Here is a 16,805-nt window from a genome sequence, read left to right on the forward strand (position 1 = left end):
TTTACAATGCGTGTTAACACTGAGATAATAGAAGAGATAACGGAAATATCTTGAAAGGGGATTAATATGAATATAAAAAAATGGATTGCCGTCCCTCTTATTCTGTTAATGGTAGCTTTGACAGGTTGCCAGGCAGTAGGCGGATTTGATGTAAGTAAAAATTTATTGGGAACACTTGATGTGAAATCCCAGCAGACAACGGAGAAAATTTCTCTTAAATTAACTCCAAAAGAAGGAATCACGCAAGGAGATCAACAAATCGTAGATTTGATTAATTCGATTTCGGTGACTGTAGATGAAGCTAAGGTACAATCGGAGGAAGTTGCTTCCGCCAAGGGTACTTTACACATTGATAAGTATAATTTGCCATTTGAGCTTGCTTTGGATCGCCAAGGTATGGCTATTCACCTGGAAGGTGCCAAAAAACCTTATTACATATCTCTGAACTCGCAAGAGCGTTTGAGCGGTCTGCCTGCTGGGTTTGATCCTTATGCATATTCCAAAGACGTGAGAGATCTGACCAAAACAGCCGCTGCACTTATGCTTAAGCATGCTCCTAACCCTTCGACCATTTCTGCAACATCTGTAACCGAAGAAGTATACGGTGAAAAAGACAAGGTGAAACTGACCCGTCTCCATACAGAACTGCGCGGTGATGAACTGGTTGCATTGGTAAAACCGTTCCTGACAAATCTGGCCAAGGATGAAGCTGGCTTAAAAGAATTGATCGGCCAAGCTATTGATGTGACTAAAACCATCGCTTCCGGCGTAGCTATTGAGGGTAGTGATAAAGTAACAACAGAACTAAATGAAAACAAAGAAAAGCTGGTCAACGAGGCTTACACTGAGGTTAAAAAGTATTTGGACCTGGCTGTGGCACAGTATGATGTAGGAGTCAGCACTATGTATGCACAGGCACCTGAAATCAAAACAGTCCTGAGTGCCAACACGGTGCTGAAAAACGACATGTATTTTGATGAAAAAGGAAATGTTCGCAAAGCGCTGACAGACTTGACAGTCGCGTTGCCAGATGTGGACGATCTTCCGGTGAAGTCCTTTACCATTCTGACCGAGACTCAAGCCTGGAACGTCAATGGTAGTGTAACGGCCGATAAAGTAGATCTTTCTAACGGCGTTATTGACTTGAATACACAAGCTGAATTAACTCCAGGAGCGACGCTGCGCAATTTTGAAGCAAATTCTCCGATCTACAATATTTTAAAAAATGATTTGGAAATTACAAAAGTAGAAACAATTTTCGATCCTAAAGACGATTACTACGTTTTGGAGAATCGTGGAGGTACGGCCTTCATCCCACTGCGTGAACTGACAGGTGAATTGAGCTCAGAACTAAAATGGGATGCAGCTGCCAAACAAACAACTGTAATTGATGATATTACTGGTAAGACGATTAAGCTGAAAAGCGGCTCTAAGCAGGCTGTACTGGAAGGGAGCACATTGACGTTGCCACAAGCTCCATATACGGATGAATATGGCACATTGTATGTTCCTTTCAAATCTGTTGCAGAGGCACTTGGCGCTACTGTAACTCGTAACAATGCTGGAGAATATGTACTGAAACGCGATTAAAAAGAAATCAAAGTACACCTTCTTCTTCTTAACGGTTATTACATGGAATGAATCAGGTATAAATACAGGAACCAGTCCGGATTAGGGGCTGGTTCTTTTTTAGTTATATTGGTAAAATGCTCATAAAAGCGATTAAAATAAGCGCTTACAGATTAAAATTGTGCCATACTTTTACACAGGAAAAATTGAGATAATTAAAGCATCATTCTGAGTGGAAAACACATACAAGTAGGGGGATATACGATGAAAGATATGGAGCTATTGAATTCCAGCGAGGGACAGATGGTGCTTGCTCGAATGTACGGTCAACAACAAGTTTCCGAGCAAACCTCTAGATATCAATCACTTATACAGGCGTATCAGGAGCATTTTGATGTAGGGGATATTGAATTATTTAGTGCTCCAGGGCGATGCGAAATTGGAGGGAATCATACAGACCACAACCACGGGAAGGTGCTGGCAGGCAGTATTACACTTGATACGATCGCTGTAGCTGCTAAAGTAGAGGAATCCGTTATAACATTCTTTTCTGAAGGCTACCAAACGAAATACGTCATTGATTTAAACGACTTGGCACCAAAACCGGAGGATGACAGTACGATGCTGCTGATCCGTGGCATTGCAGCTGGTTTACTTGAATTCGGGTATCGCATCGGAGGATTTCAGGCTTATATATCGAGTAATGTATTCTCTGCTTCAGGATTAAGCTCTTCCGCTTCGTTTGAAATGTTGATATGCACAATATTAAATCATTTTTATAACGAGGGAGCATTAGATACTGTTGCTAAATCCAAAGTTGGTCAGTATGCGGAGAATGTCTATTGGAACAAGCCTTCGGGGCTGCTCGATCAGATGGCTTGCGCATATGGCGGCTTGATTTCCATTGATTTTGAAAATCCCAAGGAACCGATCATTAATCCAGTCCATTGGAATTTTGAACAAAACGGGTACTCCCTGGTTATTGTAAATACAGGTGGAAATCATGCTGATTTAACGGATGACTACGCAGCGGTGCCGAACGAAATGCGTGCTGTGGCTCAGTCTTTAGGCGCTTCTGTTTGCCGTGACTTAATGCCCGAGAATCTGTATGCCAATCTCAAAATGGTTAGGGAAAAAGCTGGGGATCGGGCAGTACTTCGTGCTTTGCATTTTTTTGAAGAAAATAAGCGTGTGGATGAGCAGGTGAAATCGCTGGAGGAAGGGCGCTTTTCTGATTTCTTAAAGCTCGTCACCGAATCTGGTAACTCTTCCTGGAAATGGCTGCAGAACGTTTATAGAAGTGGGATTGATCGGGAACAAGATGTATCGGTTGCACTGGCTTTAACGGAAATGTATTTAAAATCAATTGGTGATAGCGCATGCAGGGTACATGGTGGCGGCTTTGCTGGTGTGATCTTGACGATTCTTCCCAATGATCATGTGGATGATTACAAGGAGTGGATCAGCGGAATGCTGGGAACTCCAGTGCTCGTTGTCAACGTCCGTGAGGATGGTGCTGTTAATGTAAGCGAATTGATCAATGCTGAGCGGACTCGTAGCAAGTGTACTAACTAGTCAGTCAAAGACTTTAACCTATAGGTTAAAGTCTTTGTTCTTTTTATGGCCGATACAGCTTAGGCATGCGTTATAATAGAGAGATGGAAGTTCTAATGAAGGAGGGCCTGTCATGGCAATATATCCGTCCTGGTCCTATTCACAATCAAGGGCCCAAACGTTCGACGAATGCTTACGCAAATACTATTATCATTATTACGGCTCGCATAATGGCTGGAATTCGGCACAGGGCACTGAAGAACAAGTTACGTTGTATCGGCTTAAGCAACTGAGCAACTTATATATTTTATTCGGGAATATTACGCACCAAATGTGTGAATCGGTCATACGTGGGTGGATGGAAAAAGGGGCTGTCCCGCGCACAGCATTTCTGGAGACCGCTATGAAGAGCATGTTGAATGACAGCTACAAGGAATCCTTACACCGTGAGCTATGGCTGCAAGATCCCAAAAATCGGGTCATGCTGGCCGAAATTTACTACGATGATGAAGTGCTTCCGGAACGGATTGCCCGGATTAAGGAGCGACAGCACGCGGTGGTACACAATTTGTACCGTACCGCAGTTTGGCGTGAGCTGCAACAGGGCCAGGCCCGAATCGTTGAGGTGGAAAAATGGGATACGATGCTCCTACATGAGACAAAAGTATATGTCAAAATGGATTTGCTCTATCGTAGAGACAACGGAGACATGGTTATTGTAGATTGGAAAACAGGTAAGGAAGGCGACTTCTCCGACCAGTTATTTTTGTATGCTTCCTATGTGCAGGAGCATTATCAGCTTCCTTTGGAGAAAATTGAGGTACGGGTAGAGTATTTGATGACAGGAGAGCATGAAGTATATCGCCCCACACCAGAGGATATCGACAAGGTAGTTGGCAATGTAGGACGTTACATCGAGGAAATGAAGTCCTGCCTCGATGATGATTACTATAATCGACCCAAGCCCGAGTCTTTCTTTACCCCGATGCCTTCACGCAGGGTCTGCGGCGGCTGTAATTTTCGCGAGGTGTGTAAGTACCGCGCGGTCTGAATCGAGAAATTAACATAAAAACGGAGTAGGTGAAATGGTGCTACGCAAGCAATAGCGGTGGGAAGCACCATCCACCTGCATAATAGCTATAACTCTCTCAAATTCTGAAACCGCTTTCCAATTCGGAGAATACAAGGTATGATAAGGGTATTATTGGAAATTGTGAAGGGGGACAATGGAAAATGCCGAGTACAGGACACACACGTATTCTTTTTCAAGGAGATTCCATTACAGACGGAGGAAGGGGACGGAATGAGGACGCGAACCATTGGCTGGGTCAGAGCTATGTGTATCTGATCGCTGGGACACTCGGGAGTCGACTGACTGCTACACAACCGGAATTTGTAAACCGGGGTGTTTCGGGGGATCGGGTTTCGGATTTGTATGCTCGTTGGAATGAAGACACGTTTAGCCTACAGCCGAACCTGCTCAGTATTCTAATCGGAGTGAACGATGCCTGGCGGATCGTGGAGCAGGAGCCGTCCGGGGTGACGGACCGATTTGAACGAGCCTATTGCCACCTGCTGGAGGAGACGCGTGAAGTGATGCCTGATACCGGGCTGGTGCTGTGTGAGCCGTTTATTTTGAAAACGGGAGCTACCGAGGCGCGCTGGGACACTTGGCAAGAAAGAATAACGGGCTACCAGCGTATTGTACGTCAACTTGCCGACAAATATGGGGCCGTATTTGTGCCGCTCCAGAGCATGTTGAACGAGGCCGCTACCAAGGCGGACGCTTCCTATTGGCTGCATGACGGGGTTCATCCGACAGCGGTCGGGCACCAGTTAATAGCCGATCAATGGATAGATATCGTGCAAAAGAGTCCGCTGGCGATTCGTTAACAAAGACATACATAGTCTATTCCTTATCATTTTTGGGTAATACACGATTATGGACATCATTACTTATGTTATGGTTCCAACCAAAAATGAATGTCAAAGGGGGTGCTTCTTGCTTCGGCATCAACGGAGCAAGAGAGGGCTATGGAAACGATAAATATCATTCTAGTTATTTTACTTATCACTTTAACAGCTTTTTTTGTGGCCTCAGAGTATTCCATTATCCGTGTTCGGGTATCTCGTATCAACCAATTGGCCTCAGAGGGCAACAAAAATGCGAAAGCTGTTAAAAATATTCTGTCTCGGCTCGACGAGTATTTATCCGCTTGTCAGCTTGGAACCACATTAACTTCAATGGCGCTAGGCTGGTTAGGGGAATCTACAGTTGAGAAGCTGCTACATCCCCTGTTTGTGTTGGCGCATATTCCAGCTGGACTAACGGGAGTGCTCTCCTTTTTGCTGGCTTTTCTGATTTTGACCTATTTCGAGGTGGTCGTTGGGGAACTGGTACCCAAAACCTTCGCCATACAAATTGCCGAACCGATGGCATTGTTTTTTGCCCGTCCGATTACGGTATTCTATAAAATAACGTATCCTCTGAATTGGGTGCTCAGTCGTTCTTCACGTGTCATTACGGGGCTTTTTGGGCTAAAAAAAGTATCCGAAGAAGATGCAGCACTCAGTGAAGCCGAGCTTCGACTGGCGTTATCTGAAGGGTTTCGTAGTGGTGAAATTACACCGACAGAATATCGATACCTGAACAATGTATTTGATTTTGACGACCGTGCGGCGCAGGAAATTATGGTACCGCGTATCCACATCCGTTCTATATCTCACCAGGCAACGGTAGCCGAGTTTATGGAGCTGATCGAGGACAAAGTTTATAATTTTCTACCTGTAGCTGAACATGGAGACCGGGATCGTATTATCGGGATGATTCGTGTGAAAGAAGCTCTGCATGACTTGGCCCGTGGGCATAGCACAGGAAATACAACGATGGCTTCTTACATTCATCCGGTGCTTCAGGTGATTGAGACGGTTCAGGCTCGGGATCTGCTGATTCAGATGCAAAAACGACGTATTCCAGTAGCGGTGCTGGTGGATGAATATGGTGGAACGTCTGGGCTTGTCACCCTAGAGGACATTATGGAGGAAATTGTTGGAGACATTCCTTCCTATACGGATACCGAAACCCCCGCAGCGCTAACACCACTCATTACAAAAACAGATGATCATCGTTACATACTCAAATCACAGGCGCTTATCCATGAGGTCAATCGGCGCTTGGAGACAGATATTGAGGCCGGGGACGTATATACGATTGGCGGTTGGATGCTTTCCGAACGTTTTGATATCCAGCAAGGAGACAAGCTGACCAGCGGATTATGGGAGTTTACTGTACTGGAAAAAAACAGTCACCAAATAGACACAATTGAAGCGGTTAAAAAGGCGATTGTTGAACAGAAGGATGACAGTTATTCTCAATGATGGAAAATGGCATGGCGAAGCAATAGATCGCTTCAGATGTGGCGAATGGCCTGCAACGTAAGCGGCAGCGCGATTCGTCCACTTTTTTTGACGCAGTTTGCTGCCTGAATAGAAGGTTGTTTTTGTAGTTAGGTCAGGAGACTTAAGGATCTGCATCTTTATGCTTATAAATATAGGTGTCTGTGAAAAATACTACTAGAAATGTAGCAATTTTATGGTAAAATGGAATCAAATTTGAGTTTTTTGGGGTGGGCTACAGTACATGAAGATGTCACTAGGTACGAAAATGGTTACTGCATTTGTCTTGATTTCAGCAATAACCTATGGAACAAGCGCTTTTTTTATTTTTGTACTCAAGGACTGGCTTGCTCATGGTACACAGGAATGGGTATACACCTCGATTATTTTGTTATTGGGTGTCCTGTGGAGTGGCATTTTGGGCTGGTTGATCTCAAAATTACTTACACGGCCGATTGTTAGATTGGCCAAGGCGGCAGAGGAAGCTTCGGCGGGCAACCTGTCTGTCGTCATTCCAGAGCGTCGTTCAGATGATGAAATCAAAGTGTTGTACGATGCATTTCGGCATCTGATGTTGAACATTAAAGATATGTTCAATGAGATCTCGTATAGCACCAGAACAACTTCGCAAAGTGCAGAAAATCTGAGCTTGGCTATTGTACAGGCTACGGCGCAAATCGAGTCCATGTCTACGGTAGTAGAAGATATTTTGGATGGCGTAGAGCAGCAAAAGCAAGCATCTGCCCAATCAATTAAAACAGCGGATCGAATGCTGGGCGATTTTAAAATGATGCGTAGCAAATCGGGACATATGTTGGAACTGTCAGGCCATATGGAGCATTCGGTGGATTCAACGCAGACTGTATTTTCATCCCTGATGGATGGCATGGGTGAGCTGACAGCTTCACATAGTCGTTCACAGCAGGTGATTGCACGACTGGAAAAAGAAGCTTCACAAATTGAAGCGATTACAAGCACGGTGAAGGATATTGCCGAACAGACCCATCTGTTGGCGCTGAATGCTTCTATAGAAGCGGCACGTGCGGGAGAAGAAGGGAACGGCTTTGCTGTAGTGGCGCACCAAATTCGCGCACTGGCCGCCCAAAGTACGGAGTCTGTACAGCAAATTAATGCTATCGTTAGCCGTGTACAGTCACAAATCGTAGAGACTGTGGAGTTGATGCATCAGCAAACGTCTTTAGTCAGTGCTGAGGCGGAACGGACAAGCTCTGTCGACCAGACGCTGAACCGTTTGAACGCTATTGTACGTGAATTTGTCGAAAGCATTCGCACCATGGAAGAAGCCGTAACAGAGCAGACGAATCGGGTGGATCAAACCTTTGAGCAGATTCATCGTATCCAGCAAATGTCAGGGGCGTTCTCTGAAGGTGCTCACAAAATTTATACGGCTGCTCATGAGGAGACGGCTATTATGCAGGAAATTTCATCCTCTTCCGAGGACTTGAAAGTGCTTACGAATAAACTCATGATGAAAACACGTGGAATCAACTATAACTAAAAACGTCATGTGAGGCATGATGCATACCCATAAAAACGTAGCTGCTACACACCGGAAAACGAAGCAAAATGGTTCTCCGGTGTGTGGTGGCTATTTTTTAATTTCAAAAAATTCACATTGTTTTCTGGGATGGTAAGCCAGGTCACTGACGCTAGACTGCACAACGATGGTCTGATCGTCAAAACGGATTATCGTCCCGCCTGAGCCAATCAATTGGTCATCTTGAAATACCCGGACACGAAGATGACGTTCCAGTGCCTCGCTGAAATCCTGATCTGTAATTAATCGGCGATTAATCGGCATGAGTGTTCTCCTTTGAATATAATATCTTTTATCATAAAGGTTAAGGTATTGAACAAGCAAGAAAGACGGCTAGAACATATTCGACTATTTGGTATAAAATAGAAGATACAAAGAGAGAAAGAAATCGAAGGGGGCTTTCTATGGACTGGCTATGGTCAGGGTCTTGGTTCGATGCGTATGCGCCGGAAGGGTTCGAAGCCTTTACTCCGTCACATGGGTTGGCTATACTGGGGCTCATTGTATGTGCTTTGCTGCTGTGGCTAACGCGGGGATGGGTTCGGTCAAATAAGCCTGTAAGTGAGGGAATTCGCTGGTTATTAATTACGGTCCTCATTCTCTCAGAGGTGACTTTGAATATATGGTATGTGGCACAGCATATTTGGGATGTCCAGACATCATTGCCCTTGGAATTGTGCAGTGTGACACTGCTGTTGTCCATCCTGATGCTTATGTTCCGCAGCCGTTGGTTATATCCGGTCGTCCTGTTTGCCGGAATTGGAGGAGCGCTCCAAGCAGTACTTACGCCTAATTTGGCTTATGCCTTTCCGCACTATCGTTTTATCCATTTTTTCGTAGCTCATAGTGCTATTATTTTGGCTGCCCTATATATGACCTGGATCGCAGGACTCCGACCGACATGGAAGAGTGTAGGGGGAGTTATGCTATTCCTCAATGGCTTGGCGTTGATGGTGTGGATTGTAGACCGTGCGTTTGGTGCCAACTACATGTTTCTGGCCGGAAAGCCGTCGACACCATCGATATTGGATGTTTTGGGGCCATACCCTGTTTATATTTTGGCAGAAGAGGTCATTGCACTGCTATTCTTTTCTCTTCTGATGCTGTTGTTTGAGGTGCTGCCAGGAGGCAGATTGTATGTCCGCCTTCGCAAAGGAGCTGTGCATGATGCTGACAGGGCGTTATAAAATAGTTGTAAAGCCATGCAAAAGCAGCCCTTTCCACTAGTAATGACTTGGGATAAGGCTGCTAAGAATGTCTGAGCAGTAGCTTATACGGGGACAACGATCCCCTTTATGCTTAACGCAGCAGCGATTCTGCTCCGTCTACATAGATCTCTGTACCCGATACATGAGATGATTCATCTGAGGCGAGAAACAGGACCAGATTGGCGACCTGCTCTGGCTCACCGGGAGCATCCTCCAGCGGATGCTCTCCGCCCTTCGGAAATTCGACTGGAATTTGTACCTTCTTCAAGTCTTCGGTAGGGTACGTGTTATCATCAATTTTCGTGTCGATAGCTCCTGGGCATATCGCGTTGACCCGTATTTTGTAACGTGCCAGCTCCAGCGCTGCCATTTTCATAAAAGCAACCTGAGCCGCCTTGGTAGAGGCGTAAGCTGAGAACCCAATACCCGAAAAGGTTCGGTTACCGTTGATGGAACTGGTGATGATAATGCTGCCGCCGTGTTCTTTCAGGTATGGAACAGCATATTTAACGGTGGCGAAGGTGCCGCGTAGATTAATATTTATTGTGCGGTCCCATTCCTCCAGCTCCATGGTCTCGATAGGGGCCATGGTGCCATTAATGCCTGCGTTGGCGAACACGATATCCAGCTTTCCGTATGTTTCCACGACTTTAGCGAACCCCTGCTGAATCATGTCTGGCTTGGCAATATCACATTCCAGCACAAGTGCTTCACCGCCTGCCTGCTCAATGATTGCTTTGGTCTCCTCTGCATGCTCAGGTGTCCGATCCAGCATGACCACCTTGGCGCCTTGTTCTGCAAAACGAATGGCGGTTGCTTTACCGATTCCTGAACCGCCGCCGCTGACCACTGCTATCTTTCCTTGCAATCTCTGCTCTGCCATTGACTATTCCTCCCATTCCGTTCATAAGCTAAACCTGACTCGTTATTCCAATACCTCTGAACGTTGATGGTGAAACAGTAGCCGCTGTATTTCACCCCATTTGCGAAATATGGTAACATAGGCGAACCAGTAGAAACTTATAGCCCAAATATATAGATTCTGAGCAAGTATCGGAGAAGACGCGAGTGACGGAGGTGAATCGAATTGGACAATAAGAGACAGGGCCAATCCGAAATAACAGACTCTATAGCACAAATTGGAAAAATGAAACCATGGGTCATGAGCGGTTCCAGCATTCAAATTGATCCGTTGTTTCCCTATTATGCCAATCGGTCGCGGGATAGCATAGCGGATGAGATCGCCCTTGCAGGCTACCAGACCGTGCATTATTTTGTCGTGCGTGAAAATGAAGTGGACGGAGCGCTTGTTGCTGCTTTCCAGCGTAGAGGCATCGCGGTGTGGGCGATGGTGCTGGGCAACGGTTCTTTTGGTGTGTCCCAGCTGCCGCCAGTGTGGAAGGAATGGCGCATGGAGCTGCTGCGCGAGCCCAATGATGGTTTTCAGCGGCTTTCGCATTTTGCCCAGGAATATGTGGAATGGAAAAAGAAAGCCGCTGCCCGGCTCGTCACCGATATTCCGTTTGACGGCTTTGAGGTGGCGGAGCCTTATTTCCCCGAATGGAACGGGCTGCGCAGTGGAGTGTACGGGGATATTGGACCGCATGCGCAGCGTGCCTTCCGCGCGCGCTACGGTGAGGACATTCCGAATTTCCGCGATAAGCATGCGCGGAACTACTACCGGAAGGTCCCGAAGCTGTACGCGCAGTGGGTCGATCTGCGCGTGGACGCCGTGAATGGGCTCATCCGTGAGCTGGTGAACGGCGCAGGCGGTGTGCGTGATGTCCGGCCGGACATCTGCGTGGCGACATGGTCGCTCGCTGTGAGCGGGCGTGGCGATATTCCCGGTCAGCTGCGGGAATGGCAGGGTCTGGACGCGGTAGCCATGATCGGGAGCGTAGCCCCGGATATGCACGTACTCCAGACCCATTGGCCAGACTGGATGCGTCGCCGTCTGCCGCCACAGTATATTCGCGGCTATGCTCGCATCGCGCAGTCCATACGCGCCGCTTATCCGGGCTTGCCCCTCGGAGTGCAGGCGGATATCGGTTCGCTCGCGCGGATGGTTCGGGACCGCGAGTGGACACGGCAATTCGGGGCTACCGCCCTGGAGGGCGACTACAACGCCTGGACTGCGTATGAATACCATCTGGGAGGCTACATGTACGATGAGCCTCCAGTACCTCTTAGGGCGGAACGTTCCGCCGAAGATGAGGTGGTTATTTCTTTCAGTAAGCGAATTGCAGCCCCGGTTGTGGGCGAACTTCGTATTTGGAGCCGGGAGGACAGCGCAGATTCAACTCGCGCTTTGAACCGCAAGCTAGCGAATGATTCACTAACACTGCTAGAGCTTGTGGAGGCAGCAGCAGACGGAAACCGTCTATTGCTCCGTGTACGTAATTTACCATCCAGAACATTTAGTATGCGTATAGACGGTGTGCAGGATACACCAGAGCTGTGGCTACTCAAGGGAAGAAAGGCGCATCGCAATCTTCTCGAACATGAAGTAAAGGTTCCTTAAAATTTGGGTAATAACAAAATAACAGCTGTATAACGGCTCATTTGCCGGAGCATCATGAATTATATATTAAGGCAACATCTTTTCATAACATAAACAATAGTGGAGTGAAAAAGGTATGTGGGATTGGGATTACCTGATTCGGGTCATGTTTGCCGGATTGTGTGGCGCATTAATCGGCTATGAACGCAAAAGTCGGATGAAGGAGGCAGGCATTCGCACGCATTTCATTGTCGGGATCGGGGCGTCGCTTATGATGGTGGTATCCAAATATGGTTTTCAAGATCAGACTGTATGGTCTAACCTATCGCTGGACCCTTCCAGAATAGCAGCACAGGTTATAAGTGGAGTTGGCTTTATCGGCGCAGGAATGATTTTTACACAAAAAAATAGAATCAAAGGGCTAACTACCGCTGCGGGCATCTGGACTACCGCCGGGATTGGTATTGCTGTCGGTGCAGGAATGTATGGGCTTGGCGCGGGTGTAACGCTGTTTATTTTGGCGGCTCAGTCCTTGCTCCATAGTCGTTTTTATCAGATGGCTACCCCGTCCACACGGCAAGTGGTAGTTCAGGTTGATAATGAGCCGGGTGTACTGAATCAAATTAAAGAGCTGCTGGAGAACAAAAAGCTGACCATTCACAGCTTTCACGCCGAGCGCATCAATAACGGTGAGCAGTTGATGGTTCATATGCTTCTAAAACTGTCTCGGTCAGAGGGAGTGGAGGAATTGTTGTCACTGCTGCAAGAGATGGAAGGCATCCGCTCAGTCGAGACCAAATCCAATTAAACGAGTTTACTGCTTATTAAGTAACTTTTGTCGAACGCTGTAGACTCATTTAACAGTAAAAAAATCTAAAAATAATGATTGAAAACGCTTCCTTTTGTGTATATACTCTTACTACATCACAGAATCAGCAGCTTAGAAAGTATCAGGGGATAAGCAAAAACGACCTCATGCGTATGCACAAGGTCGTTGCGGTTATCCCGTTATGAAAGACGGATTATTTTACTTTGACGGGTTCTGGATATTTTTTACCCAGCGTATCTACAGTAACTTTTTTCATTGTAGCTGGTTTGGTAGGTTTGTCATTGCTATCCCGTTTGGAGTTGACGATAGCGTCGACCACGTCCATTCCGGACGTTACTTTACCGAAAGCGGCATACTGACCGTCGAGGTAGTCCGCATCGTCAACCATGATAAAAAATTGCGATCCGGCTGAATCCAGATCCGCTGAGCGGGCCATGGATAATACGCCACGTGTATGTTTGAGTGTATTGTTAACGCCGTTGCTCTTGAATTCCCCTTTGATACTGTAGCCGGGGCCGCCTGTACCGTTACCTTGCGGATCACCACCCTGAATCATAAAGCCGGGGATGACGCGGTGGAAAATGGTACCGTTATAAGCTCCCTTTTGCACCAAGGAGATGAAATTGTTAACCGTGTTCGGTGCTACTTCCGGATACAGCTCAAGCTTGATTTTCTTGCCATCGTTCATGACAATCGTGACAACTGGATGTGAAACAGCCTTGCTTTTGTCTTTAGTTGCAGCGGGAGTTGTGGTGCTTGTCCGGCTTGCAGCTTCCACATCGGTGGCTTTTGTGCCACATCCGGCAACCAGCACGAGCATGATGGCCAGCAGGCACAATGTGTACCATGGGCGTATCGATTTTCGGTTCATTAATATTCCTCCTGAAAGGTTGGATGGTGTAACATCCTAATTTATAGTTTGGGGACAGCGCAGAACACTTTTCCATTTACTATCATACCTTTTTTGTTGGGGATAAGGAAATACGGGTTTGAAAACCGTATTCTTGACCCATACTGCTGCTATTCCCAAGGAAAGGGGCAGGATCATGATGGAGGTAGACAAAAAACTGGCTAAAGGTCTCATATGGGGTATGGCGTTCAGTCTGCCAGTTTGGGTAGGGGTGCTGTACTCAGTACAACATATTCGTGACTGGCTATAACATAAAGTGTAAAGATAGGCCAAAACCGCAATGGTTTTGGCTTATTTATATTTGTGCCAGTCCAAATTGCTGTTATTCAACAGATGTTCAAAGTTGTTGTCCAGCTTCTTTTGTTCAGCTTTTTTTGCTTCAAGGGCACGTTGCCGTTCGTCTTCTTTACGCTTGTCTTGTTCTGCTTGCGCTTCATTGGCTTGAGCCTTAAGCTTGTTCAGCACGTCCTGACTCAACAGATCCTTTAAGGTAGCAGGTTTGTCCTGAGCCGCAGGAGTAGCAAAAGACGAATTTCTCTTTTTAGCCATATCATCATCTCCATTCCATTCGATTATATCAGCTTCTTCGTGGTTGTTCCACGATGAAAGACTAAGGTTTACGGTAGACTTTTCTAATTTAGAGGGTAATAATGGAATGAACAGAAGGGACGTGTGGCAGCATGCATCTATATTGGAAGCGAAACCTGATTGTTTTGTGGATCGGAGTATTGTTTTGCAGCATGGCCTATTCCGTGTCGATTCCGTTTTTACCTATTTTTCTGAATACGGAATTGGGGGTTAACGATCAACTGGAATTATGGTCAGGAATTGCCTTTGGAGTTACTTTTTTAGCGAGCGCGCTGATTGCCCCGTTTTGGGGCTCGCTGGCAGATAAGTATGGACGTAAGCCGATGCTGATTCGTTCAGGGTTTAGCCTGGCTGTATTGTATCTGGTATGTGCTTTAGTGACAGACCCATATGTATTTGTAGGAGTTCGCTTGTTTCAAGGACTTCTCTCCGGATTTATTCCTGCGGCGATTGCGCTGGTCGGAACGGGCTCGCCTGAAGAAAAAACGGGCTATGCCCTTGGCATTATGGCGACTGCTGGAGCGACTGGCAGCATTATAGGTCCGCTGATCGGTGGTGTGGTGAGCCATTATTATGGCAATCGAAATGCCTTTTTTTTCTCAGCGGCTCTTGTACTGGTATCTGCGTTCATCGCGACATTTGGCGCTAGAGAGGATAGCTTCAAGGGCACCAGCACCCGCTCGCATGTTCGGGATGATATCAAAGAGGCTATTGCTAATCGGCCATTGTACTTTTTGCTTATCCTGGCGGGATTAAGTACCTTTTCCGTCATGTTATTGGAACCGTTAATTACGGTGTATGTACTTGAAATGGGCGTGGACCGTAGCCATGCGTCTTTAAGTTCCGGGATTGTATTCTCAGCTGTAGGCATCGCGGCAGTGCTGATGGCTCCCCGATGGGGCCGGATTGGAGGGAAAATTGGCTTTGCCCAAGTGTTGCTGATTGGGCTGATCGGTTCGGGGATTGGGAACATCTTGCAGTTTTTTGTAACCAACTTTGTTGGTTTTGGTGCGCTTCGGTTTGGATATGGATTGTTTTATGCGTCTGTCATGCCGGCGATTAATGCCATGACTGTGGAAGTCACCAAGCCGGAGTTTCGCGGACGAGCCTTTAGCCTGAATCAATCAGCTACCCAACTCGCGACGATGGCGGGGCCGCTGATTGGCGGCATGCTTGGGAGTTGGATGCCCATTCGCTGGATCTTCGTATTAAACGGTGGCATCTTGCTGGTTGCAGCGTTGTTGCTATGGGCGAAGGGAAAAAACGTTTTCCCGATTTCAGCCCAAAATAACGCAACGGATCAGAATATTCATTCTGCCGGATAGGCCAATTAGATAATTATCCCAAACCCTTATTTTTAGTATATTATTCATAACCCTTTACACTGATCATATGACAGGGAGGGATATATTATGATAAGAGACGACATTTTGCGTCAACAGCTTGAGAATGCCCGTCAAAAGCTGTATATTTTACAAGCAAAACATGGCTTTAATCATGCCAGTGTGCTCAAACAGTCTGTAATTATGGATAACCTCATCAATCAATATAACCACCTTTTTTATATAAAAGAAAAAAAGCCGACTGCATAGATATAACCAACTGGGCGAGATCTTTTAAAAAGGCCACTCGCCCTTGTATTGTAGGGCTGCAATATTTTTAGGTACGGTTAGTTTGATGCGCACTCATCAAGACCCCTATAATAACGACCAAGCCGCCAATGATTTGGCGCCATGTAATCATTTCGTGCAATAGTAAGACAGAGAACAACACCCCAAATATCGGAACCAAATTCATTAAAGAAACGGAACTGCTCGGTGACAGCTTGATTAATCCGTAATTATAAAGCAAAAATGCGATAACGGAGCAGAACACACCCAGATACATGAGCAACATAAACGATCCCGTTGTCGGAGCCTGCCAGCTATCCTTTTCTAATAGGGCTAACGGTATGAAAAAGATACTACCTGCAACGGTTTGATAAAAAGATAACGTCACCGGCGGATATTTGTCCACAACCTTACGCGTCATGAAAGTGTAGAACGCCCACGCAAATCCGGTACCAATCAATATTAAATTTCCGATGAGTTGATTCTTACCATCCGAGCTTTCGCCAACGGAGGTTAAGAAATATACCCCGATCATGGCCAGTGCTATGCCGCAGACTTTATATTTGGATAATTTGACTTTATACAAAATAAATTCAAGCAGCGATGTAATTGCGGGATACGATGCGACAATTAATGCTGCGTTGGAAGCGGTCGTCAGGCTAACCCCTATATTCTCCATTGAAAAATAAAGAGTGATTCCCAAAACCCCACTAAACGAAATCGTAGCCAAATCCTTTGGCTTTACTTTGACATGTTCTTTTTTGATCAGCAGAATGATACCTAGTACGATGGAGGCTATGATAAATCTGGATAGACCCAAGGTAAGAGGAGGGAACGTCGTATAGGCTGCTTTGGTGGCAATAAACGATGTGCTCCAGATCAATAGGGCTAGAATCGTAGAAGTATAGTAAATCCGGTTGCTTTCGCTGTGATGAGCTATGACTTTGTTCAAGTTATATCCTCCCTGAGTTCATCCCCTATGAAATATGATGGTGATAGTAGCTACTATAGTTACTACTATGAAAATGCTACTAAAAAGATAATTTGTATATCAGTTTTTGTCAAGGGGAAGTGATATAGTAA

General features: G+C 46.1%; 16 protein-coding genes. 11 read left to right on the forward strand and 5 right to left on the reverse strand.

All coding sequences use genetic code 11. From position 1 onward, the window contains the following. Positions 1-66 precede the first annotated feature (66 nt). From ACUC6J_RS05335 to ACUC6J_RS05360, 6 genes are all read left to right on the forward strand, one after another. Positions 67-1,590: a copper amine oxidase N-terminal domain-containing protein gene (locus ACUC6J_RS05335; protein ID WP_039276867.1), complete on the forward strand. Its 1,524-nt coding sequence runs from the start codon at positions 67-69 to the stop codon at positions 1,588-1,590. 243 nt (positions 1,591-1,833) lie between these two features. Continuing rightward, the gene (locus ACUC6J_RS05340) at positions 1,834-3,144 is read left to right on the forward strand and encodes a galactokinase (protein ID WP_447249871.1); all 1,311 of its coding nucleotides are present in this window, start codon (positions 1,834-1,836) and stop codon (positions 3,142-3,144) included. A 112-nt stretch (positions 3,145-3,256) separates the two neighbouring features. Continuing rightward, positions 3,257-4,174, forward strand: coding sequence for a PD-(D/E)XK nuclease family protein (locus tag ACUC6J_RS05345; protein ID WP_039276873.1), 918 nt, complete (start codon positions 3,257-3,259; stop codon positions 4,172-4,174). A gap of 182 nt (positions 4,175-4,356) precedes the next feature. Next, the gene (locus tag ACUC6J_RS05350; protein WP_258957389.1) at positions 4,357-5,016 is read left to right on the forward strand and encodes an SGNH/GDSL hydrolase family protein; all 660 of its coding nucleotides are present in this window, start codon (positions 4,357-4,359) and stop codon (positions 5,014-5,016) included. Positions 5,017-5,157: 141 nt separating this feature from the next. Beyond that, positions 5,158-6,501, forward strand: a complete 1,344-nt coding sequence (locus ACUC6J_RS05355) for a hemolysin family protein (protein ID WP_016821382.1) — start codon at positions 5,158-5,160, stop codon at positions 6,499-6,501. Positions 6,502-6,763: 262 nt separating this feature from the next. Next, positions 6,764-8,038 carry a methyl-accepting chemotaxis protein gene (locus ACUC6J_RS05360; protein ID WP_016821381.1) on the forward strand — a complete coding sequence of 425 codons (1,275 nt, stop codon included), beginning with the start codon at positions 6,764-6,766 and terminating at the stop codon, positions 8,036-8,038. Positions 8,039-8,128: 90 nt separating this feature from the next. On the opposite strand, the gene ACUC6J_RS05365 is transcribed toward ACUC6J_RS05360, so the two are convergent. Further along, positions 8,129-8,341 carry a hypothetical protein gene (locus ACUC6J_RS05365; RefSeq protein ID WP_016821380.1) on the reverse strand — a complete coding sequence of 71 codons (213 nt, stop codon included), beginning with the start codon at positions 8,339-8,341 and terminating at the stop codon, positions 8,129-8,131. A 140-nt stretch (positions 8,342-8,481) separates the two neighbouring features. Between ACUC6J_RS05365 and ACUC6J_RS05370 the strand changes: the two genes are divergently transcribed. After that, on the forward strand, positions 8,482-9,264 hold the full coding sequence (locus tag ACUC6J_RS05370) for a YwaF family protein (RefSeq protein WP_447249872.1): 783 nt from the start codon (positions 8,482-8,484) through the stop codon (positions 9,262-9,264). Positions 9,265-9,376: 112 nt separating this feature from the next. Here the strand turns inward: ACUC6J_RS05370 and ACUC6J_RS05375 are convergent, their stop codons facing one another. Further along, a complete protein-coding gene (locus ACUC6J_RS05375) occupies positions 9,377-10,168 on the reverse strand; it encodes an SDR family oxidoreductase (protein ID WP_016821378.1) in 792 nt (263 codons plus the stop codon). Positions 10,169-10,372: 204 nt separating this feature from the next. On the opposite strand from ACUC6J_RS05375, the gene ACUC6J_RS05380 reads away from it, so the two are divergent. Then, on the forward strand, positions 10,373-11,806 hold the full coding sequence (locus ACUC6J_RS05380; protein ID WP_447249873.1) for an N-acyl-D-glucosamine 2-epimerase: 1,434 nt from the start codon (positions 10,373-10,375) through the stop codon (positions 11,804-11,806). A gap of 115 nt (positions 11,807-11,921) precedes the next feature. Further along, on the forward strand, positions 11,922-12,593 hold the full coding sequence (locus tag ACUC6J_RS05385; RefSeq protein ID WP_016821376.1) for an MgtC/SapB family protein: 672 nt from the start codon (positions 11,922-11,924) through the stop codon (positions 12,591-12,593). Positions 12,594-12,807: 214 nt separating this feature from the next. Here ACUC6J_RS05385 and ACUC6J_RS05390 read toward each other — a convergent pair whose 3' ends face one another. Beyond that, positions 12,808-13,485, reverse strand: a complete 678-nt coding sequence (locus ACUC6J_RS05390) for a peptidylprolyl isomerase (protein WP_017426371.1) — start codon at positions 13,483-13,485, stop codon at positions 12,808-12,810. A 330-nt stretch (positions 13,486-13,815) separates the two neighbouring features. Beyond that, positions 13,816-14,073, reverse strand: a complete 258-nt coding sequence (locus tag ACUC6J_RS05395) for a YqkE family protein (protein WP_025364192.1) — start codon at positions 14,071-14,073, stop codon at positions 13,816-13,818. Between the two features lie 131 nt (positions 14,074-14,204). Between ACUC6J_RS05395 and ACUC6J_RS05400 the strand changes: the two genes are divergently transcribed. Continuing rightward, on the forward strand, positions 14,205-15,437 hold the full coding sequence (locus ACUC6J_RS05400; protein WP_447249874.1) for an MFS transporter: 1,233 nt from the start codon (positions 14,205-14,207) through the stop codon (positions 15,435-15,437). Positions 15,438-15,524: 87 nt separating this feature from the next. Next, positions 15,525-15,704, forward strand: coding sequence for an aspartyl-phosphate phosphatase Spo0E family protein (locus ACUC6J_RS05405; protein WP_013369715.1), 180 nt, complete (start codon positions 15,525-15,527; stop codon positions 15,702-15,704). Positions 15,705-15,771: 67 nt separating this feature from the next. Here ACUC6J_RS05405 and ACUC6J_RS05410 read toward each other — a convergent pair whose 3' ends face one another. Further along, positions 15,772-16,674 (reverse strand): DMT family transporter, encoded by a 903-nt coding sequence (locus ACUC6J_RS05410; protein WP_447249875.1) that lies wholly within the window; start codon positions 16,672-16,674, stop codon positions 15,772-15,774. Between the last annotated feature and the right edge of the window lie 131 nt (positions 16,675-16,805).

The sequence above is a fragment of the Paenibacillus sp. JJ1683 genome (assembly GCF_053006485.1).